Source organism: Actinoplanes missouriensis 431, assembly GCF_000284295.1.
In the GTDB taxonomy this organism is placed as follows: domain Bacteria; phylum Actinomycetota; class Actinomycetes; order Mycobacteriales; family Micromonosporaceae; genus Actinoplanes; species Actinoplanes missouriensis.
Genome location: NC_017093.1, coordinates 2,769,786 through 2,790,581 on the forward strand (window position 1 = coordinate 2,769,786; position 20,796 = coordinate 2,790,581).

Below are 20,796 nucleotides of genomic sequence, written 5' to 3' on the forward strand. Positions count from 1 at the left end.
ATCATGAAACGAGTCCTCGCCGCGCTCGCGGCAACCACCCTCCTCGCCGCCTGCTCCAGCGGCACCAACTCCGGCTCCGGTGACAGCGACAACCAGACCCTGACGATCGCCTCCGTCGACCAGGGTTCGGTCGAGAAGGTCGTCGACGCGTTCAAGGCCGCCAACCCCGGCGTCACCGTGAACCTGACGACCAGCGGCGCCGACCAGTACCAGCAGCAGATCCGTACCCAATTGGCGTCGGGAACCGCCCCGGACGTGATGACCGTGTGGCCGGGCAACGGCAACCCCGGCGCCACCTACGTGATCGCCAAGCCCGGCTACCTGCTCGACCTCTCCGACCAGCCGTGGGCCGCCCAGCTGCCGGACGCCTTCAAGAAGGTCGCCCAGTACGAGGGCAAGACGTACAACGCGCTGTTCGGGCTCAACGGCATCGGCGCGGTCTACAACGACGAGGCGATGACGAAGGCCGGCCTGAAAGCGCCCGGCACCTGGACCGACCTGCTCGCGTTCTGCAAGGCCGCGGCGGGCAAGGGCACCCCCGCCTTCGCGCTCGGCATCCAGGACAACTGGGTCACCCAGATCGCCCTGTACGCCCTGGTCGCGACGGCGGTCTACAGCGGCGACAAGGACTTCGACACGAAGATGGCCGCCGGTCAGGCCACCTTCGCGACCTCGCCCTGGACCACGGCGATGGCGAAGTACCAGGAAATGAACAGCGCCGGCTGCTTCCAGAAGGACCCGCTCGGCACCAGTTACGAGGCCAGCCAGACCCTCGCCGCGACCGGCAAGACGCTCGGCATCATCCAGGGCAACTGGATCATCGGGCTGCTCAAGCAGAAGAACCCGAACGGGAAGTTCACCATGAAGGCGCTGCCGGCCACCGACGACCCGGCGCAGTTCATCATGCCCGCCGCGGCCGGCGCCGGTTACGGCGTCAACGCCAAGGCGAAGAACAAGGACCTCGCGCTGAAGTTCATCACGTTCGTGATGAGCCCGGAGGGCATGAAGACCTTCAACGAGGCGCAAGGCAGCCTGCCCACGCTGCCCGGCGCCGGCACCACCGTGGACCCCGGCCTGGCCGAGCTCACCGCGTTCGTCGAGGGGAACAAGACCGTGCCGTTCATGGACCAGCTCTGGCCCAACGCCAAGGTCCAGCAGACCATGCTCAGCGGTCTCCAGGAGGTCTTCAGCAACCAGGCAGGCGCCGACGAGGTCCTCAAGGACATGGACACCGACTACAAGGCCGGCTCGTGAAGCGCCGCACGGCCCTCGGGCTGTCCCTGGCCGTCCCGTCCGCGACCCTGCTGGCCGGCAGTCCCGCCTCCGCTCACGGCTTCGACGGCGGCCTGCGAGTGGTCGGTCTGCGCGTCGACGGCCGCGAGGACCAGCCGCTCGGCCTCGACTCCCCGGTTCCGGTGCTGAGCTGGCGATTCGCCGAGACCTCGTCGCCCGCCGCGGACAAGCAGACCGCGTACCAGATCCGGGTTTTCGACGTCGATCGTGACCGGCTGCTCTGGGACTCCGGCAAGGTGAACTCGGCCGTCCAGTCCGGTGTCCGCTACGGCGGCCGGCCGCTGACCTCCCGGCAGCGGGTCAGCTGGCAGGTCCGCGCCTGGGACGCTGCCAAGAAGGCCACCGACTGGAGCCGGGCGTCCACCTGGGAGACCGGCCTGCTGGACCAGAGTGACTGGGGAGCGGCGCGCTGGATCGAGTACCCCGGGCGGGCCGAGACCCAGCCGATGCCGATCTTCGCCCGGCAGTTCACCATCGACGCGCACCGCAAGGTGGTCCGCGCCCGGCTCTACCTCTCCGGCGTCGGCATGCACCTGGCCACCGTCAACGGCCGGTCGCTGACCGACGAGGTGCTCGCCCCCGGCTACTCGAACTACCAGCTCTCCAGCGAGTACCGGGTCTACGACGTCACGGATCAACTGCGTAGGGGCAGGAACACCCTGGGGGTACGCCTGGGCAATGGTCCCGCGTATGTGCGGCGCAGTGTCACCAACCCGGCCGTCGGGCGTACCGCGCCGTACTCGTGGTGGCAGAGCCAGCTCAAGGGCAACGGCACCCTGGCCGGCGGCGCCGACGCGGGGGCCGCCACGGTCACCCTGAGCAGCGTGACCGGCTATCACGTCGGCGGCACGGTCAACGTCGACACCGGTGGCGGCGGCGATAATCTGGAGTCCCGGGTGATCACCGCGATCGGCGCGGACAGCGTCACGTTCACCCCCGGCCTGTCGAAGCCGCACCCGGCCGGCGCCACGGTCACCGGCTCCGGCAACAACATCGCGGCCAGCGACGCCAGCGCCGGGGCGGCCGTCACACCCCGGTTCATCGCGCGACTCGAGATCACGTACGCGGGTGGGAAGGAAACGGTGATCGTCTCGGACCGTGCGTGGCGCACCGCGCTCGGCCCGCTGATCACCGATGCCTGGTATTCCGGCAGCGACCACGACGCGCGCCGGGACCAGCCCGGCTGGGATCGGGCCGGATCGGATCTGTCGGCGGCGGCGAAGCGGCGCGACGGCACCGTGACCGGCTGGATCGCCGCCGGGATCGCCCCGCCGCCGAACCTCGCGACGAAGCTCGTCGGCCGCACCGCGCCACCCATCGTGATCGCCGACCGTTACGAACCGGTCGCGATCACCAACCCGGTCCCGGGTACGTGGGTGTTCGACTTCGGCCAGAACATCGTCGGCTTCCCTCTCCTGAAGGTGCGCGGCCTGCCGGCGGGCACCACGATCCGCGTCTCACCGGCCGAGTCCCTGGCCGCCGACGGCACCGTCGACCAGGCATCGCTCAAGGGCGGTGGCGGCAGTCGCGGCGTCGACCTGTTCAACACCTACACGACCGCCGGGCTGCGCGGCGGCGAGACGTGGCGGCCGGACTTCAACTACTTCGGCATGCAGTGGGTGCAGGTCACCGGCCTGCCCGCGGACTACGTGCCGACGAAGGAGACGGTCACCGGGTTGCGGGTGCAGGCCGAAACCCCGGTCGCGGGGGCGGTGAGCACGTCGAACGCCCGGGTCAACCGGATCCACAAGATGGCCTGGTACTCGTTCGCCGGCAACATCATGAGCGTCTTCACCGACTGTCCCGGGCGGGAGAAGCTGTCCTACCCGGCCGACTACACGATGCCGATGGGCTCGATCCACCGGAACTTCGATCTGTCGGCGTACCTGCGCACCCACGAACACCACCTGGTCGAAGGGCAATCGGTCGCTGACACCCCGATGCGCGGCAACGTGGCGCTCAAGACCCCGGTCTACGACTGGGGCTACACCGGGCGGTTCGGCGACGAGATCAACTGGGGTAACGCGATCATTCTGGTGCCGGGGTTCCTCCGGCAGCTGTACGGCGACACCGAGACCGCGGCCCGCTACTACGAGCCGATGGTGCGGTTCGCCGATTACATCGCCCGGCAGAAGGCGGTCGGCAACATCGTCGACGCTGCCCTGGCCGACTGGGTGTCGGCCGAACCGGTCTCCGGAAAGATCACCGGCACCTGGGGCTACTACCTGATGATCAAGGAGCTGGCCGAACTGGCGCGGCAGACCGGACATCAGGCGGACGCTGCCAGGTACACGGCCCTCGCAGCCGACATCAAGACGGCGTTCAACGCCACCTTCTGGGACCCGGCGCGGCGGCTCTACGCCGACAACGGCGCCGTCTCACAGTCGGCGCAGGCCCTCGCGCTCGACGCCGGCCTGGTGCCCGAGCCGGAGCGGCAGGCGGTTCTCGATGGGCTGATCGCGATGATCTACGCCTTCCACCCCAACGGCGGCGGCCCGCACTTCAGCGGCGGCACCATCGGCATGGCCCCCACCGTGCGGGCACTGTCCGCCGGGGGCCGCGACGACGTGCTCTGGGACCTCATTCACTCCGATGAACAGCCCAGCTACGGCTACTTCATGGAGTCGACCGTCGCGAACCCGGGCGGCATGACGACCATGGGGGAGCGGTGGAACCGCGGCGACTCCAAGAACCACATGATCCTGGCCCAGATCGAGGAGTGGTTCCACGCCGGTCTGGCCGGCATCCGGGCCGCGGACGGCACGGTCGCCTACCGCGAACTGGTGATCCAGCCGAAGGTGGTCGGTGACCTGACGTTCGTGAAGGGCCACTACGTCACACCGCAGGGCACCGCCCGCTCGGAGTGGAAGCGCGACGGCAACCGGCTGCGGCTGACCGTCACGGTCCCGCCGAACACCACCGCGACCGTCCACGTCCCCACCCTGGGCGGCCGGGTGACCGGCACCCCGCACCGCGCGAAGTTCCTGCGCAATGCCGGCGGCTACGCCGTCTACCAGGTGCCGTCCGGCACCTACGCCTTCACCACTCGCTGACCGTCCTGGCCCGGCTGCTTCCGGCAGCCGGGCCCCCATCAAGGGGTCTTATGCCGACATTTCCGGACGGCTTCCTGTGGGGCAGCGCCACCTCGGCCCACCAGGTCGAAGGCGGCAACACCAACAACGACTGGTGGGACTTCGAACAGAACCCCGCCTCTGCCGCGAGGTGGTCGTCCGGCGACGGCATCGATCACTTCCACCGGTACGCCGACGACTTCGCGCTCCTGGCATCCCTCGGACACACCGCCCACCGGCTGTCGCTGGAATGGTCCCGGATCGAACCCGCCCCCGGGCAGGTCAGCCGGGCCGCCATCGCCCACTACCGGCGGGTGCTGACCGTCCTGGCCGGCACCGGCATGACCGGGTTCGTCACCCTGCACCACTTCACCCTGCCGCGCTGGCTGTCCGCCCGTGGCGGCTGGCTCGCACCCGACGCCGCCGAGCTCTTCTCCCGTTACTGCGCGCGAGTGACCGCCGAGCTCGGCGACCTGATGCCGTTCATCTGCACCATCAACGAGCCGCAGATGATCGCCCTGCACGGTTACCTGGAGGGTTACCACCCGCCCGGCGTCACCAACCCCACGCTGTGGCGCCGCGTCGGCGGCGTGCTGCTCGACGCGCACCTGGCCGCCGTCGCCGCGATCCGCTCGGCCGGTGGGACGCGGATCGGCCTGGCCGTGCAGCTGCCGCTGCTCGCCGGCTCCGAGCCCTTTCTCAGCCTGATGCGCCACGAGATCGTCGACCGTTACCTCGACGGCCTGACCGGTGTCGACGGCGGCGACTGGCTCGGCGTGCAGTACTACCGCAAACAGTGGGTCGACGCCGCGTCACCGTTCTTCTTCGCCCCGCCGCCCGCCGGTGTCCCGCTGACCCAGATGGGCTGGGCCGTGCACCCGGACGGGCTGCGCGAGATGCTGCACCGCGCAGCCCGCCCCGGGCTGCCGCTGTACGTCACCGAGAACGGCATCGCCACCGAGGACGACACCGAACGCGTCGCGTACCTGCGCTCGCACGTCGCCGCGGTGGGTCAGGCGATCGCCGAGGGCGTCGACGTGCGCGGGTATCTGCACTGGTCGGCCTTCGACAACTTCGAGTGGAGCGAAGGGTACCGGCCGAAGTTCGGGCTGATCGCCGTGGACGACGACTTCACCCGCCGGCCCAAACCCAGCGCCGCCGAGTTCGCCCGCATCATCCGCGCGTCGAAAGAGGACTGATCATGGAACGTGGAGTCTCCCGCCGTACGCTGATCGGTGGTTCCCTGTCGGCGGCAGCCGCACTCGGCGTCGCGTCGCCGGCGCGGGCGCGCCCGGCCCGCCTCACGGCCGAGGCGGCGACCCCGTACGGCCGGGTCCGCGGCCGCCGGCAGGACGGCATCGTCAAATTCCTCGGCGTCCCCTACGCCACCCCGCCGCTCGGCAAGCTGCGCTTCCAGGCACCGCAGCCGCTGCGACCGTGGCGCGGCGTCCGTGACGCGGTGGACTTCCCGAACCCCGCCTTCCAGGTCGCCGGCGGTGAGATGGGCCCGGACGGCAACGGCCGGATGCCGGCGCCGTCCGAGGACTGCCTCTACCTCAACATCTGGACCCCGGCCGTCGACGGCAGGCGCCGGCCGGTCATGTTCTACAACCACGGCGGCGGCTACATGATCGGTTCCGGGTCGGCGACCGGACAGGACGGCACCCGCCTGGCCAAGCTGTACGACGTCGTGGTGGTCGAGTCCAACCACCGGCTCGGACTGCTCGGATACCTGTATCTCGGCTCCGGTTACGCGGCCAACCAGGGGATGCAGGACATCCTCGCGGCGCTGCGCTGGACTGCCGAGAACATCGAACACTTCGGCGGGGACCCGGACAACATCATGGTCTGGGGTGAGAGCGGCGGCGGCGCCAAGACGGCGGCCGTCTACACGATGCCGTCCGCCGCGAAACTGTTCCACAAGGCGTCGATCGAGAGCGCCGCGCCGCTGCGGTTCCCGACCCGCGACGGCGCCGTCGCCCGCGCCGACCGCACGCTGCACCTGCTCGGACTGACCCGGCGCGACGTCCGCAAACTGCACGACATCCCGGCCGCACGGCTCCTCGAGGTCCAGGTGTCCGAGGCCGCGAACGGTGTCGCGCCGTGGGGCGATCCCGACCCGGTGCTGCCGGGGTTCGGCGCGTTCGTCGACGGCCGGATCATTCCGCGGCACCCGTTCGCCGACGGTGCCGCGCCGTGGTCGGCCGGTAAACCACTGATGCTCGGCACCACCCGCGACGAGACAGTCTTCTTCAGCCTGTTCGGGCCACCCGACATCTTCCGCATCGACGACGCCGGCCTGCGCAGCCGGCTGAGCGGCACCTATCAGGGCGCCGAACTCGACCGGATCATCGCGGTGTTCCGCCGCTCACGGCCTCAGGCGACCCCGGCACAGTTGTACTTCGCGATCACCACGTCGCCGATCCGGCGGGACGCCATCAGGATCGCCGAGGCCAAGGTGGCGCAGCGCCGCGCACCGGTCTACATGTACCAGCTCGCTTATCCGGATCCGACGGTCGTGCCGGGCACCGACTTCCCGCTCGGGTCGCCGCACGCCTCGGACATCCCGCTCAAGTTCGCCAACACGGCGTCCACCCGACCGGCAGGCGAGCGGGGGACCGCCCGGCACATGAGCGCGCTGTGGGCCGGTTTCGCCCGCGACAGCCGCCCGAACGCGCCGGGCGTGCCGCGGTGGCCCGCCTACACCCGCAAGGACCGGGCCACGATGTGGATCGACGCCACCTGCCGGATCGTCAACGACCCGGACCAGAGCGAACGGCTGTACTGGGAGAAGCCGGCGTAGACGTCGGAGAGCCCGTCGCGGCGCAGGAGCGTCGCGCCGGGCGTCACGGCGGTGCTGCTCGCCGCCGCGGAGCCCGGCGGAACCAGGTGATGCCCACCCACGCCGCCGGGCCGTCGGCGCCGTCTGAAGCCGGCCCGGGCCCGGCCGGCGTGGCGCGAGCGTAGTCAGCCGGTGGTGATGCCCATGGCGGCGAGAAGCGCGTCGGAGGGATTGGTGGCGGAGAGGACGCTGACCGTCACCACCAGCAGGAGCAGGCACGCGGTGAGAGTCATGATGACAGTGAGGGTCCGGTGCATGAACCGGACTCGTGCGTCGCCGGGGACACGCCGCTTCCGGAGAGCCGCAGCTGCCAGGCCGATCGCCCCCAGCACGATCGCGGCAACGACGACCATGACCCAGTGGTAACGCTCCACCTCGCCGAGGAGCACTGTCAACGCGGGCGAACCGGCCGGCTCCGTCAGCGCTTCGCGCATCTCCCGCGAAGTCTCATCGATGTCGCTGCCTGGTGCGCTGCCCGCCAGCAAAGGCAACAACGCGACCACCGGTACGGCCGTCGACTGGATGTTCACGATCAGAAGTCCCGTCGCGAGGACCGTGAAAACGGTCGCCCCGATCGCGCCCACCGCGTACCCGGCCGCGTCGCGCAGGTATCGCCGCCACAGCGCGACGGCGAGCAGAGCGAAGACGACGAGCATCATCGAGGTGATCACGACTTTGATCGCATGCCATCGGAACCAGTAATCGACCAGCCTCCCCAGGAGCGCGGGGAACTGTGGTTCGCCACCTCGCCAGTATTCGACGAGACCTCGTCCCACCGCGCCCTGCAACGCCGCCCCGTCGTCGAAATCGCCGTAGGTGCCGCGGAGGAGGGCGGCGGGGGCGAGCACGAATGCCGCCACCAGCGCTGACCCCGCGGCCAGCAGTAACCCGATCATCGCCCTCGAACGCAGTCGAACCGTGCTCGTGCCCGCCATGTCGCCACCGGATGTCCGAAGTAGAAGATCTCGTCGGCTTGAGTACATCAAGAGCGCAGGTCGAGGGCACTGCAGCAGACCCCCGAGGCCCTGGTACGGATAGCCCTACCTCGCGGCCGGCGGAACTGAGCACGGAGCAGGGTGCGGGGTCGTCAACAAGCCACCCAGCAGTAGAGCCGGTCCCTCGTGCCTGCCGCGGCCCTGGCGAGCTCGGCGATCCTGGACATGAGGACCACCGCAGCATCCACATCGATTTCCGTGCCGTCTGCCACCACAGCCGGAACCCATGCCTCGGCAACGTCACGCAGTTGGTGGAGGGACGCCTTGATCAGACCGGTGACAAGCTCGTCGGGCAGGGCGAACACGGCGCTGCCGTCGTTGACGAAGTCCGCCACCATGCGCGGGTCATCCCGCTCAGACAGAGGGGGACCGGCGCGGCCGGTCAACAGATTCCGCCACGCGATCACTGCGTCATCGGCATCGAAATAGACGTTGCTGGCGTCTACCACCGCATACCTTGTGGCTGGGCCCCGGGTTCGTACGGCAGCCGCAGCGGCGTCACTGGGAGCGGCGAAGAACTCGATGTACTGACTCACCGGCGGATCCTCCCACTCCGTCGGCGCGCGAACGAGTAGCGGTGCGGCGATGAGTTGCCGGCCGTGCTCGAGTCTGAATGTCGGTATGGGCGGACGGAAGGCAGGCCCATACCGGCATCATCGACCTGAGTCGGACTTTAGGGGGCGTTGTGAGCGGTGCCAGGGTGTTGGTGGCGGGGGCAAGCATCGGCGGGCCGGCGCTGGCCTACTGGCTGCGCAGACGGGGGGCCGAGGTGACCGTGGTGGAGCGGGCTCCCGCGTTGCGTCCCGGTGGACAGGCGGTGGACGCCCGCGGGGTGGCCAAGGAGGTCATCCGGCGCATGGGGCTGGACGCGGCGGTGCGGGCGGCCCGCACCGAGACCGCCGGTGGGCACACGGTCGACGTCGACGGGACCGTGCTGGAGACCTTCCGCGCGGACGACGATGGCGGCGACGGGTACATCTCGGAGATCGAGATCCTGCGGGGGGATCTGTCTCAGGTGCTCTACGACGTCACCCGCGACGGTGTCGAGTATGTGTTCGGCGACCGGATCGCCGAGCTCACCCAGGATGAGGACGGGGTCGATGTCACCTTCATGAGCGGCGTCCGGCGGCGCTTCGACCTGGTGGTCGGAGCCGACGGGTTGCACTCGTCGCTGCGGGCGATGGTCTTCGGGCCGCATGAGCGATTCGTCCGTCACCTCGGCCTCGTGCTGGCCTTCTACGGTGTGCCCAACGAGTTCGGGGTGGACCGCTGGCTGATCGACTATCAGGACAAGGGGTCCGGGCGTTCCGCCGGCCTGCGGCCTGTCCCGGACGTCACCCGGGCGATGGCCATGCTCTCCTTCCCCGCGCCCGACTTCGTCATCGACTACCGCGACGTCGCGGCCCAGAAGGACCTGTTGCGGGAGCGGATGGCCGGCTTGGGCTGGTTGACCCCGCGCATCCTCGCGCACCTCGACGACGCCGAGGACTTCTATCTCGATCAGGTCGCCCAGGTCGTGATGGACCGCTGGCACAGCGGCCGGGTGGGGCTGCTCGGGGACGCGGCGTTCAGCTCGTCGCCGTTCTCCGGCGGGGGTACGGGGATGGCCTTGGTCGGGGCGTACCTGCTGGCCGGAGAGCTGGCCGCCGCAGGATGGGACCCGCGCGCCGGGTTCGCCGGCTACGAGCAGCGGATGCGTCCGTTCGTCGAGGCCAACCAGGAGATCGGCCGGCTGCACGTGCAGAGCCGCGCGGTCTCCGGCCCGGACGCCGAGGCCGCCCCGGAGCCGGACATGGAGGCGCTCATGGCGGTCGTCGAACGCGCGATCAACGGCGTCGACCTGCCCGACTACGCAGGTGTTCCGGGCTCCGAGGTCCCCGCCGGATCGTAGGCCGGGAGCGGAAAGACGGGGCGCGGCGCGGCTTGGACGGCGGTGGCGGGTGACGGCGGTGGTGCCGGCGAATGCGAGCGCGGCGACGAGCTCAGGTGAGTGACCTGCTCCGTCTTTCGGCGCGCCGGCCCACGAGCGCGCAGACCGCGATGGTCAGCAGGACCACCACCCCGGCGTAGAAGCCCCATCCGGCGGTTCCGGAGGGCAGGGAGTCGCGGACGATGTCACCGATCTGCCGCCCGTCGCCGGTCGCCGGCACCACGGCGTAGGTCCCGCCGGTAGCGCCTTGCTCGAGGATGATCGCGAGCCGCGTGCCGACGGTCGTGGCGACGGCGGCGACAGCCACGGTGGACACGAAGGCGGACCGCCGAGGACGGGGGAGCGGCTGCGGCCACCAGAGCCAGCCGATCACCGCGACCACCCCGAGCACGATGCCCACGGACCACCCGGTCGATGCCGTCCACGCCGACGCGGTGGTGACGTGCTCGGTGACTTCACCGCTGCCGTACCGCATCGACGTCCACCGTACGGTCCACCACGGGGCGAAGCTGACGAGCAGCAGTGCGACCGCCGCACACGCCATGACTGTTCGCAGACGACTGTCGTTCACGGCTGTCACCGTACCGGTGCGGTCGAATACCTCCGAGCATCCTGTGCGGGCACCCGCGCCTCACAGGTCGCCGTGTCGGCGTTGCGGGCCGTCACGGCGGAGGCGGCGGCCTCCGCCGTGACGGTGGTGGCGGGCAGCGTAGTGGTCTCAACGCCGTTCCCCGGCCTTCTGCAACCGCTGCAGCACCGCCTCCACCGTGGTCCGTTTGAATCCCGCGGTGATGATGGCCATCGGCGCGCTGCCGTGCCGGTGGAGTTCGAGCCGGTAGAAGTTGTACAGGATCGACTGGCCGGACATCTCCCGTACGCCGGCCACCTCGTCCCACGTGATCACATCCCGCTGTTGGGCGAACAGGTTGGTGGCGTACACGCCGTTCTCGTGGAGGCGGTACCGGTTGACGCCGAGCCGGGCGGTGACGGCACGCCAGGCGAAGTGCAGGCCGAACAGTGGGGCGAGGACGAGGATCGCCCTCGGAAGGACCGTGGAGAAAGCCGGATCATCGCCGTCGGCCAGGCTGACGACGACACCGAGGACGAAGAGTCCGATCGCGAACCTCCGCAGAAACTGACCGAGCAGCGCGCCGATCCCTCCGGCCGGATAGTCACCGATTCGCTCACCGAGCCTGCTGATGTCCATGGTCAAGCCTCTTCCAGATCGAGTCAGGTCTACATCGGAGCGGCCGCGGACATGATGCTAGGGCTCCGCGAGGTATCCCAACCAGCGATTGGTTCGCATAGGATCCATGCACTTCGGGAATGGGAGCGCCGTTGTTCGACATCGATGCCCTGCGGCTGCTCGTGGCCGTCGCCGAAGCCGGCTCGTTCACACGAGCGGGCGGTCAGCTGAATTACACGCAGTCAGCGGTGTCCCGGCGGATCGCCGCCCTCGAACAGCAAGCCGGCGGGCCCCTGTTCGAACGACTCCCGCGCGGCGTACGCCTCAATCCGGCCGGTCGGGCCCTGCACCGCACCGCCACCGAAGTCCTCGACCGGCTCGCCCGAGCCGAACACCAGTTGGCCGTCCTGCACGCCGGGCACGGCGGCCTGCTGCACGTCGGCGGGTTCGGCACCGCCAACGTGTCGCTGATGCCGACCGCGCTACGGTCGTTCCGCGACACCGAACCAGACGTCGAGGTCGTGGCGTTCGAAGGCCCCACCGCCACACTGATGGCCCGCCTCGAGGACGGAACCCTGGACCTGGCCGTCGTCAGCGACTACCCCTACGGCCTGCCGACCGCCGAAGGCGTCACGACGACCGTCCTGTGCGAGGACGAGCTGCTCGTCGCGTTGCCCCGCCGGCACCGCCTGGCCGGCGCGACGACGATCGCCCTGAGCGACCTGCGGGATGAGGCATGGGTGCAGAACGCGTACGGCGACCGGCCCACCATGCTCGCCGACGCCTGCGCCCGGGCCGGTTTCAGCCCTCGAAAGATCATCCGTATCGCCGAGTGGACCGGCAAGTTCGGCTGGGTCGCCGCGGGCCTCGGTGTGGCCCTGGTGCCTTCGCTGGCAGCCTGGGCCCTCCCCACCGAACTGGTCCTGTGCCGGCTCGACGACCCGGCGTTACGCCGCACGATCCACGTCGCCCTGCCCGCCGCACCGTTACCCGCGGCCCTCACCCTGGCCCGCCTGCTCCGCGACGCCGTCAGCGCTCCGTCCCCCGCCGGCTAATGGGAGCTGGTTCGGCAGCTACCCGGTCCCCGCGCCCGGACAGTGGATCGGGTCGTCGCCGGCGATCAGGTGGCGGACAACGCCTCGACCGGCGCCATCCTGGCCGCACGGACCGCCGGGTAGACGCCGGCGAGGACACCGACCGCCACCGCTGACCCGATCCCGCCCGCGGCGGCCGGCAGCGGCAGCACCGGTGTCCACTCCTGCCACGCGGCATAGCCGGTGACGCCGGCCAGACCCAGCACGGTTTCACGCTGCGCCTGCCGGCTCCCCGTCCGTGATGCTGCACCCGGCCGGCCGGGTGCAGCATCCTATCGGCGGGACGGCAGATGACTGACCTCGGCGGTCACGCCGGGCACCGGCCACGGAACCGGGGCGTGACCTGGTGGCCGGTGCGAGTCTCGACGAAGGCGTCTGCCAGCGGGCCGGTGCCATCGGCCGCGAGCCGGCGCCACAGGGCGAGGTGCGTGTTGAGCAGATGCGCCCGCTCGGCCGCGGTTCCCAGCCGCGCGTTGAGGCCGTTGGCGCTGATCGGCACGACGACGAATCCGCGACGGGCGAGGGCCTCGCCGAGGTAGTCGTAGCCGCGATAGCTAGGGACCGGGCGGACACCGGGCGGACAGGGCCACCCGGCCTCCAGCGCGTCGATGGCGCAGTGCGCCGCCTGTCCGTGCAACTGGATTATCAGTGGCGCCGGGCCGGGCAGGTCGGCGGGATAATGCACCTGGGCGGCGATTTCGGCGCGTCCGGACCAGGGTGGGTCCTGGAACGCGGTGTCACCCAGGTCGTACTCGGCGACGCCCACCCGCAGCGCCGCCACGGCCACGCCTCGGTGGGTCGACGGGACGGTGCCGCATCCGGTGAGCACGGCCGCCGCGGTGACCACGGCCACGATCAAGACTTGACGCATGCCCGGCACCCTGCCCGATGATCGTCAGCATCCTGTGGTGATCGTGTAGCGGGCTTGTTCTCATCCAGTTCCGCGCCGGCGCCGGCGCGGCTCAGGTCTGCGCCGCGGCCGTCGATTCTGAGATTGTGAGTCTTCTGCGGCGGCTGCGTGCCAACGCCGGGGATCCCCACCCCGCGACGGTCAGTGGATTCACCGTCGGCGCGATGTTCTGCCTGTGCGGGCTGTACACGTTCTTCACGATCCTGCTGCCGACTCCACCCGGCTTCCATGTCGGCGCGGTCAGCCTGATCGGGCTGTCGGCCGTGCTCGGCGGGCCGGTGCTGATGGCGTTGCCGTGGGCGCGGATACCGACGGCGGCACGTCTCATGATCGCCCCGGTGGCGATGACGTTGATCGCGTTGCACAACGTGGCGGCCGGCACCGACGCGTTCCGCTACGGCATGTTCTTCTTCCTGGTCTTCGTCTGGTTCGGCTTGGGCGAGCCGCGCGGAACCAGCCTGCGGATGAGCCCGCTGCTGGTGATCGCCTACTTGACGCCGCTGATCATGCGACACGCGTCGCCGTCGGACCTGGCGTCGCTGAGTTACACGCTGCCGCTCTACCTCACCGTCGGTGAGCTGCTGGCGTGGCGAACCGACAGGCTGCGTCAGCTGCAGGAGCGGCTCCGGCGCCTCGCCGAACACGATTCGCTGACCGGCCTGCCCAACCGGGCCGCGTTCATGGCGGCGCTGCAGGACCGCTGTGCCGCCCCCGGCCCGGTGGCCGTGCTCTTCTTCGACCTCGACGGCTTCAAGCAGATCAACGATCGGCTCGGCCACGCTGCCGGTGACGACGTTCTGGTGCAGGTCGCCGGGGCGTTGCGGGACATCGCCCGGCCCGGTCTCGACCTGCCCGCCCGGCTGGCCGGCGACGAGTTCGTGATGCTGCTCCCGGAGACGTCCGCGGCCGAGGCGCAGGCGGCGGCCGGCCGGGCCGTGCGCCGCCTCGGCGAGTTGCGCGCCGTGGACGGCACGCCGGTGCGAGCCAGCGTCGGCGTCGCCGCCGGTCAGGGCATCGCCGCGGATCAGCTTCTCGCGCGGGCCGACACGGCGATGTACGCGGCCAAGCACCGCCCGGAGTCGGCTGCCTGATCGCGGCGCTGCCGGCCGTCACATCGAGATCGGCGGGTGGCGCGACCTCGGCGGTGTCCGGGTGGGCCGGGCGGGTCGTGTGCGCGGCGCGTCCTGATCACCGGTGACGCGCCCGGCGACCATCGGGGCGGACGCTGAGCCGATCCGCAACTCGAGCGGCCGTTCCTGATTGCAGATGGTGATAGATCGCCACGGATAATAAATATTGATTCATTTCCATGTTTCACTCTCGCGGTCAACTCACGGGGGGAGTGAACCATCTATGCATGCCGATAAGTGGGCGCGCGCTCGCTGGCTGGCGGCGTTCTGCGCGTTCCTGCTGACAGCGACCCTGGCGCCGCCGGCCGACGTGCCGGCCCGCGCCGAGCCCGGCGAAGTCCCGGCCGTCACCGCGGGCGCCGGCCCGCAACCACGTGGCATCCCGGCCAACGCGGCCCCGGATGCCGCGGTTCCCGAGGATCAGCGGCCCCCGATCGTACCCCCGGGGGTGGAAGCCGGCGGCGAGGCGCGCAAGGTCGGCCGGGCCGCCGTCGCCCGTGCGGCCGAGGCGGCCCCGGGCGAGGCGTTCACCGATGTGCTGCTGCGGCCCGGATTCGTGGTCGGCGACACCTCGCTGGTGACCTACTTCAACCTGAAGGACCAGGGCTTCGAGCGCTGGCGGGTGGATCTCTTCGAGACCGGCTCGCAGACCCGGCAGGAGTCCGTCGAGCTGGGCAAGGACCAGCTGAAGAACACCGGCTGCGGCGCCCTGCGCACCTACTGCAAGTCGCTGGGCGCGGCCGAGGGCTGGCAGCTGGACGCGACGAAGAACTACTTCGTCACGATCACCGCGCTCTATCCGGACGGTGAGGTGCCGTCGGCGAACTCCGACGACGCCCAGCCGCGCACGACGATCGACCCGCCCGCCATTCCGGCCCGGCAGGCCGCCGGCTGCGGGTGCAGTGGCGCGCTCGGCATGACCGGCGCGAGCCAGGCGACCCGCGGCATCGGCGTGAACACCGGCACCGGCGCCTTCACCCGGACCGAGCAGGACCAGGGCATGGCCTCGTTCGGTGTTCCGTTCTCCTCGACCCGCGCCTACTCCTCGGGCAACATCGGGCCGTCGGCGCTCGGCTCGGGCTGGGCCTGGGTCTACGACATGAAGGTCACCGCCACCGAGGGCGGCGCTCTCGTCCGGGCCGAGGACGGCTCCGACACGGTGTTCGCCGCGAACGGCGACGGCTACGTGCGGCCGCCGGGTGTGCGGTCCACGCTGCGCCGGGCCGGCGCCGGCTGGGAGCTGGTCACCCGCAACAACATCGTGTTCGCGTTCGACGCGCAGGGCCGGCTGTCCTCGATCCTCAACCCGCGTCAGGTGGGCCTGCGGTTCGCGCACACCGACACGAGCATCACGGTCACCGACGCGTCCGGGCGCAAGGCCGTGGCGAAACTGGTCGCCGGGCTGATCGAGTCGATCACGCTGCCGGACGGCCGCAAGACCCAGTACTTCTACACCGACGGCCTGCTCACCAAGGTCCGCGACGCGGCGGGGGAGTACTGGCAGTACCGGTACGACGCGGCCGGCCGGCTCCTCCAGGTGATCCAGCCGGACAAGATCGTCGCGCTGACCAACGAGTACGGCGCGGACGGCCGGGTCGCCCGGCAGCTCGACGCGCTCGGCGCCGCCACCACCTTCGCCTGGGACCCGGGCAAGCAGGAGTCCACGACGACCGACGCGGACAACGTGGTGGTCTGGGACGGCTACAAGGGCAACGTGCTGCTCTACTCGCAGCGCGGCAACGGCGACACGAACAACCACCGCTACGACGGCGCGCTCAACCGCAGCCTGGTGGTCAACGCCAACCAGAACCAGCACGAGTCGGCGTACGACCCGGCCGGCAACCTGGTCGAGCAGTTCGCGCCGCAGCGCCGGTTCAGTGAGAAGACCAGCTACGACGCGCGCAACAACCCGACCAGCCACGTCGACGCCGAAGGGCAGACGTGGAAGGACGAGTACAACCAGTTCGACGAGCTGGTCACGAGCACTGACCCCGAGAACCACTCGATCACCTACACCTACGACGGCCGCGGCCTGCTGCTGACGATCACCGACCAGCGCGGCAAGGTCACCCGGACCGAGAACATCGCGGACGGCCAGCCGAACGCGGGTCTGCTGAACGCGCAGATCTCGCCGGAGGGGCGCCGCACCGAGTTTGGCTACGACAAGGTCGGCCGGCAGGTCACGGTGACCGACCCCCGGGGCACGGTGGCCGGGGCGAAGCGGGAGACCTACACCACCCGGACCGTCTACGACGCCCTGGACCGGACCGTCGCCCTGTACGCGCCGGGCAAGAAGAACCCCGACGCCGCCGACTTCGACGCCGTCGGCCGGCTCCGGAAGACCACCACCGCCGGTGGAGTGAGCACCTCGTACACGTACTTCGACAACGGTCTGCCGAAGGCGACCTACGAGGCGCGCCGGACGATGCTCAACACCTACACGCCCGCCGGTCGGCGGCTCACCTCGGCGATCGACATGAAGCACGAGGCCGATCTGGTCACCAGCTGGGCGTACAACGCCAAGGGCCTGGTGCAGTCGACGACCTCGCCGCGCGGCAACCTGCCGGGGGCGAACAAGGCGGACTTCACCACCACGTACGTCTACGACAACAACGACAACATCATCCAGCTGCGCCGGCCGTACCCGAACGGGCAGGTGGTGACCCGGGACTACAAGGTCGACGACCTGGACCGCAGCGTCGAGACCGTCGACGAGTTCGGTAAGTCCGCGAAGTTCGACAGGTCCAACAGCGGGCAGGTGCGCGCCACCACCGACGCTCTCGGCCGCAGCACCGCGATGTCGTACGACCGGAACGGACGCCAGACCGGGATCACCGACCCGAAGGGAGGCCAGACCCGCACCGAGTACGACGCGGCCGGCAACAAGATCAAGCAGATCTCGGCGACCGGCGGCATCACGACCTACGAGTACACCGACGACGGCTTCGTGTCCGCGGTGACCGAGCCGCGCGGCAACGTCGCGGGGGCCGACAAGGAGCGCTTCACCGCGCACTTCGAGTACGACCTGGCCGGCAACCAGATCCGCGGCATCGACGCGCTGGACAACGTCACCACGCGCAAGTACGACGCGCTGAACCGGACGGTCTCGGCCACCGACGCCAACAACCACACCACCCGGTACACCTACACCGACGACAACCAGCCCCGGACGGTCACCGCGCCGGACGCCGAGTACGACGCGGACGACCCCGAGGAGGACTCGACCCGCTACGAGTACAGCGAGGACGGGTCGCTCTCCGCGATGACCGACCCGCGCGGCAACCGCTCCACGCTGTACTACGACGAGGCCGGCCGCCTGGTGCGCAGCACCGATCCGCTGGAGCGCAGCACCTACGCGAAGTACGACGCGGAGGGCAACCGCATCCAGGCGATCACCCTCGACGACGACGAGGAGATCGAGGACCTCAGCGCGAAGGAACGCGCCAAGCGGACCATCGTCGACACGTACGACATAGCCGGCCGGCGGGTGCAGCGTGCGCTCGGCTCGGAGGGCCCCGCCTACAGCTGGGGTTACGACGCCAAGGACCGGATCACCTCGTACGGCGACCCGACCGGCCGGCGTGACGTGGCCTACGACGACGAGGACCAGGTCCGGACGGTCACCCGCAAGACCGCCGACCGCCCCGACGAGGTCTTCAGCTACGACTACGACGAGCGCGGCAACGTCACCAACCGGCAGTACCCGGACGGCACCACCGTCTCCTACGGCTATGACGCGGCCAGCCGGATCACCTCGCTGAGCGCACAGGGCGCCGCGTGGAGCTTCGGCTACGACGTGGCCGGCCGGCGCACCAGCACCACGCTGCCCGGCCCGACCGGGCTGACCGAACAGCGGGCCTACGACGACGCGGGCCGGCTGACCTCGATCGGCACCGAGCGCACCGGCGGGGCCGTTCCCGGGGTGCAGGACCCGATCTCCCGGTACGAGCTGACCCTGGACGCGGTCGGCAACCCGAACCGGGTGGTCACCACCCGTGGCGGGGTCGCCGAGTCGGTGGCGTACAGCTACGACAAGGCGGACCGGATCACCTCGGCCTGCTACGCCGTCGCGTCCTGCGCCGACAAGAACGCCAAGCCGGCCGGGCGGATCGACTACCGGTACGACCTGAACGGCAACCGCACCAAGCAGGTCCGCACCGGTACGGCCGGCAACGACGTCACCGAGTACGAGTACGACGACGCCGACCAGCTGACCGAGGAGGAGGTCGAGGGCCCCGGCCACGAGCGCGAGACGGAATACCGGTACGACGCCCGCGGCAACCAGATCAAGGCCGGCGGCGACCGTCTCGAGTACAACCTCGACAACAGCCTCGCCAAGGCGACCCTCGCCTCCGGGCAGAGCACGACGTTCAACTACGACGCCGTCGGGCTGCGGGTCGGCTCCACCTCGACGTTCCAGAACGAGACCTCGACGCAGCGCTGGTCGTGGGACGTGGCCGGGACGCTGCCGCAGATCGCCATCGACACCGTCGAGAACGGCGCCGGCGCGATCGTGGAGAAGCGCGGTTTCACCTACGGTCCGGACGACGAGCCGCTCGCCCTGCTGGACCCGGCGTCGGGCGTGCACTCCTACACCCACGACTGGCTCGGCGGCACGGCGAACCTGCTGACGCCGTCCGGCACGGTCGAGGAGGGCTACGACTACGACCCGTTCGGCAACCCGCGCGAAGGGCCGACCCTGACCGGGCAGAACCTGCCGGGCCAGAGCATCGAGAACCCGATGCAGTTCACCGGGCAGTACCAGGACTCCACCTCCGGTGACGGCAACTACTACCTGCGGGCCCGCAACTACGACCCGGGCACCGGCCGGTTCAGCAGCCGCGACCCGCTGCCCACCGGCCAGGGCGCCACGTCGGCCTACACGTACGCCTCGAACAACCCGGTGGCGTACACCGACCCGACCGGCATGGTGCCGGAGGCCGGCGACACCACCGGCGCGGCGCCGGTCGTCCAAGGCCCGTCCCCGGAGGACCTGGCCCGGGCCAACCAGATCCAGTCCAAGAGCACGCTGGACGTGATCCTGGAGGCCGGCGGCCAGATCCTGATGGAGTTCCTCGGGATCAACGACATCCTCAACTGCCTCAAGGGCGACCTGGTCGCCTGCGTCTCGATGGTCGTCGGCGCCCTGCCCTGGGGCAAGATCTTCAAGGCCAAGAAGATCGGTGAGGCGATCTTCCGGGCCGGCAAGGCCGTGGTCACCTTCTTCCAGGAGCTGAAGTGGGCCCGGGCCATCATCAAGGGCGCCGCGGACGCGGCCGAGGCGGCCAGGAAGGCGGCCGCCGCGGCCGCCAAGGCCGCAGCGGAGAAGGCCGCGGCAGCCAAGCAGGCGGCGGAAGCGGCAGCCAAGAAGGCCGCCGCCGAAGCCGCGGCGAAGGCCAAGGCCCTCGCCGCGAAGGCCAAGGCGAAGACCCGCAAGTCGGCGGCGGACAACGGGGGCGACGCGCCCTCCTGCCCGATCCGGCGGCACAGCTTCGTGGCCGGAACCACGGTGCTGCTGGCCGACGGGTCCAGCAAGCCGATCGAGGAGCTGGAGCCGGGCGACACCGTCCAGGCGGCCGATCCGGAAACCGGGGAGTCCGGGGCCCGGCAGGTCACCCACACCATCCGCACCGACGACGACAAGCACTTCGTCGACGTCACCGTGGCCGGTACGGACGGCGAGCAGCACACCATCACCACCACCGACACGCACCCGTTCTGGTCGGTGACCCGTGGCGAGTGGGTGAAGGCGGGCGACCTGAACAAGGGCGACCTGCTGCGCACCTCGGCGGGGACCTACGTCCAGCTGTCCGCGGTCCGGTCGTACACCCATGGTGGGCGGACCTATGACCTCACCGTCGACGACCTGCACACGTACTTCGTCAACGCCGGTGGCGCAGCGGTCCTCGTCCACAACAACGACGACATCCTCTGCGAGACCTCGGACCTCTTCGACGAGTTCGACGTCACCCCCGGTGAGGGATTCGATCCCACGGTGCCGTCCGCCGGCAACCGCAGCTACATCACCTACGCGTTCCGCAACGAGGCGGACGAGGTCACCTATGTCGGCCGGGCGTCCGGTCGCGGAAACCCGGCACAGGTCCTCGCGGGCCGGCTGAGCCGGGGACACGATCACTTCACCGAAGGGCTGACCCCCGAGGTGATCGCGGTGCAGGGGAGTTACGCGTCCAACCGCGGAGCGGAGGAGTTCTTCATCCAGGGTTACCTCCAGCGCGGTGCTAGCCTCACCAACAGTGATCCCGCGGTGGGCTTCAGCAAGACCGCGCGCGGGAAGAAGTCCGTGGGATACATAGACGCCTTCTTCACCGAGTTGCTGGGGTGACG

The 20,796-nt window shown here is 70.1% G+C and carries 14 protein-coding genes; 8 read left to right on the forward strand and 6 right to left on the reverse strand.

Going from position 1 to position 20,796, the window contains the following annotated elements:
* Positions 1 to 3: 3 nt before the first annotated feature.
* The 4 genes from AMIS_RS13000 to AMIS_RS13015 are packed head-to-tail and all read left to right on the forward strand — an operon-like array spanning position 4 to position 7,167.
* Positions 4 to 1,254, forward strand: coding sequence for an ABC transporter substrate-binding protein (locus AMIS_RS13000; protein WP_014442749.1), 1,251 nt, complete (start codon positions 4 to 6; stop codon positions 1,252 to 1,254).
* On the forward strand, positions 1,251 to 4,346 hold the full coding sequence (locus tag AMIS_RS13005) for an alpha-L-rhamnosidase (RefSeq protein WP_014442750.1): 3,096 nt from the start codon (positions 1,251 to 1,253) through the stop codon (positions 4,344 to 4,346). The genes AMIS_RS13000 and AMIS_RS13005 overlap by 4 nt, the downstream gene beginning before the upstream one ends.
* Before the next feature lie 50 nt (positions 4,347 to 4,396).
* Complete coding sequence (locus AMIS_RS13010; protein ID WP_014442751.1) at positions 4,397 to 5,563, forward strand: glycoside hydrolase family 1 protein; 1,167 nt, start codon at positions 4,397 to 4,399, stop codon at positions 5,561 to 5,563.
* A gap of 2 nt (positions 5,564 to 5,565) precedes the next feature.
* Positions 5,566 to 7,167: a carboxylesterase/lipase family protein gene (locus tag AMIS_RS13015; RefSeq protein WP_014442752.1), complete on the forward strand. Its 1,602-nt coding sequence runs from the start codon at positions 5,566 to 5,568 to the stop codon at positions 7,165 to 7,167.
* 164 nt (positions 7,168 to 7,331) lie between these two features.
* On the opposite strand, the gene AMIS_RS13020 is transcribed toward AMIS_RS13015, so the two are convergent.
* Both AMIS_RS13020 and AMIS_RS13025 read right to left on the reverse strand, forming a co-directional pair.
* Positions 7,332 to 8,102, reverse strand: coding sequence for a hypothetical protein (locus AMIS_RS13020; RefSeq protein ID WP_014442753.1), 771 nt, complete (start codon positions 8,100 to 8,102; stop codon positions 7,332 to 7,334).
* Positions 8,103 to 8,293: 191 nt separating this feature from the next.
* Positions 8,294 to 8,737, reverse strand: coding sequence for a hypothetical protein (locus AMIS_RS13025; RefSeq protein ID WP_014442754.1), 444 nt, complete (start codon positions 8,735 to 8,737; stop codon positions 8,294 to 8,296).
* A 170-nt stretch (positions 8,738 to 8,907) separates the two neighbouring features.
* Here AMIS_RS13025 and AMIS_RS13030 point away from each other — a divergent pair, with 170 nt between their 5' ends.
* Complete coding sequence (locus AMIS_RS13030) at positions 8,908 to 10,092, forward strand: FAD-dependent monooxygenase (protein WP_231859294.1); 1,185 nt, start codon at positions 8,908 to 8,910, stop codon at positions 10,090 to 10,092.
* A gap of 91 nt (positions 10,093 to 10,183) precedes the next feature.
* Here AMIS_RS13030 and AMIS_RS13035 read toward each other — a convergent pair whose 3' ends face one another.
* Both AMIS_RS13035 and AMIS_RS13040 read right to left on the reverse strand, forming a co-directional pair.
* The gene (locus tag AMIS_RS13035; RefSeq protein ID WP_157434839.1) at positions 10,184 to 10,702 is read right to left on the reverse strand and encodes a hypothetical protein; all 519 of its coding nucleotides are present in this window, start codon (positions 10,700 to 10,702) and stop codon (positions 10,184 to 10,186) included.
* Positions 10,703 to 10,849: 147 nt separating this feature from the next.
* Positions 10,850 to 11,338 carry a hypothetical protein gene (locus AMIS_RS13040; RefSeq protein ID WP_014442757.1) on the reverse strand — a complete coding sequence of 163 codons (489 nt, stop codon included), beginning with the start codon at positions 11,336 to 11,338 and terminating at the stop codon, positions 10,850 to 10,852.
* A gap of 119 nt (positions 11,339 to 11,457) precedes the next feature.
* Between AMIS_RS13040 and AMIS_RS13045 the strand changes: the two genes are divergently transcribed.
* Positions 11,458 to 12,372, forward strand: coding sequence for a LysR family transcriptional regulator (locus AMIS_RS13045; RefSeq protein WP_014442758.1), 915 nt, complete (start codon positions 11,458 to 11,460; stop codon positions 12,370 to 12,372).
* A gap of 65 nt (positions 12,373 to 12,437) precedes the next feature.
* On the opposite strand, the gene AMIS_RS13050 is transcribed toward AMIS_RS13045, so the two are convergent.
* Entirely contained in the window at positions 12,438 to 12,617 is a 180-nt protein-coding gene (locus AMIS_RS13050) for an ABC transporter permease (RefSeq protein ID WP_014442759.1), read from the reverse strand.
* A gap of 101 nt (positions 12,618 to 12,718) precedes the next feature.
* Complete coding sequence (locus AMIS_RS13055) at positions 12,719 to 13,282, reverse strand: alpha/beta hydrolase (protein WP_014442760.1); 564 nt, start codon at positions 13,280 to 13,282, stop codon at positions 12,719 to 12,721.
* A gap of 125 nt (positions 13,283 to 13,407) precedes the next feature.
* On the opposite strand from AMIS_RS13055, the gene AMIS_RS13060 reads away from it, so the two are divergent.
* Entirely contained in the window at positions 13,408 to 14,412 is a 1,005-nt protein-coding gene (locus AMIS_RS13060; RefSeq protein ID WP_014442761.1) for a GGDEF domain-containing protein, read from the forward strand.
* A gap of 262 nt (positions 14,413 to 14,674) precedes the next feature.
* A complete protein-coding gene (locus tag AMIS_RS13065) occupies positions 14,675 to 20,794 on the forward strand; it encodes a polymorphic toxin-type HINT domain-containing protein (RefSeq protein ID WP_014442762.1) in 6,120 nt (2,039 codons plus the stop codon).
* The last annotated feature ends 2 nt before the right edge of the window (positions 20,795 to 20,796 follow it).

Excerpts from the sequence above, each read along its gene's own strand:
- AMIS_RS13045 (WP_014442758.1), top strand. The coding sequence starts at position 11,458 with ATGGGAGCGCCGTTGTTCGACATCGATGCCCTGCGGCTGCTCGTGGCC.
- AMIS_RS13055 (WP_014442760.1), bottom strand. The coding sequence starts at position 13,282 with ATGCGTCAAGTCTTGATCGTGGCCGTGGTCACCGCGGCGGCCGTGCTC.
- AMIS_RS13010 (WP_014442751.1), top strand. The coding sequence starts at position 4,397 with ATGCCGACATTTCCGGACGGCTTCCTGTGGGGCAGCGCCACCTCGGCC.
- AMIS_RS13065 (WP_014442762.1), top strand. The coding sequence starts at position 14,675 with ATGCATGCCGATAAGTGGGCGCGCGCTCGCTGGCTGGCGGCGTTCTGC.
- AMIS_RS13015 (WP_014442752.1), top strand. The coding sequence starts at position 5,566 with ATGGAACGTGGAGTCTCCCGCCGTACGCTGATCGGTGGTTCCCTGTCG.
- AMIS_RS13020 (WP_014442753.1), bottom strand. The coding sequence starts at position 8,102 with ATGATCGGGTTACTGCTGGCCGCGGGGTCAGCGCTGGTGGCGGCATTC.
- AMIS_RS13040 (WP_014442757.1), bottom strand. The coding sequence starts at position 11,338 with ATGGACATCAGCAGGCTCGGTGAGCGAATCGGTGACTATCCGGCCGGA.
- AMIS_RS13000 (WP_014442749.1), top strand. The coding sequence starts at position 4 with ATGAAACGAGTCCTCGCCGCGCTCGCGGCAACCACCCTCCTCGCCGCC.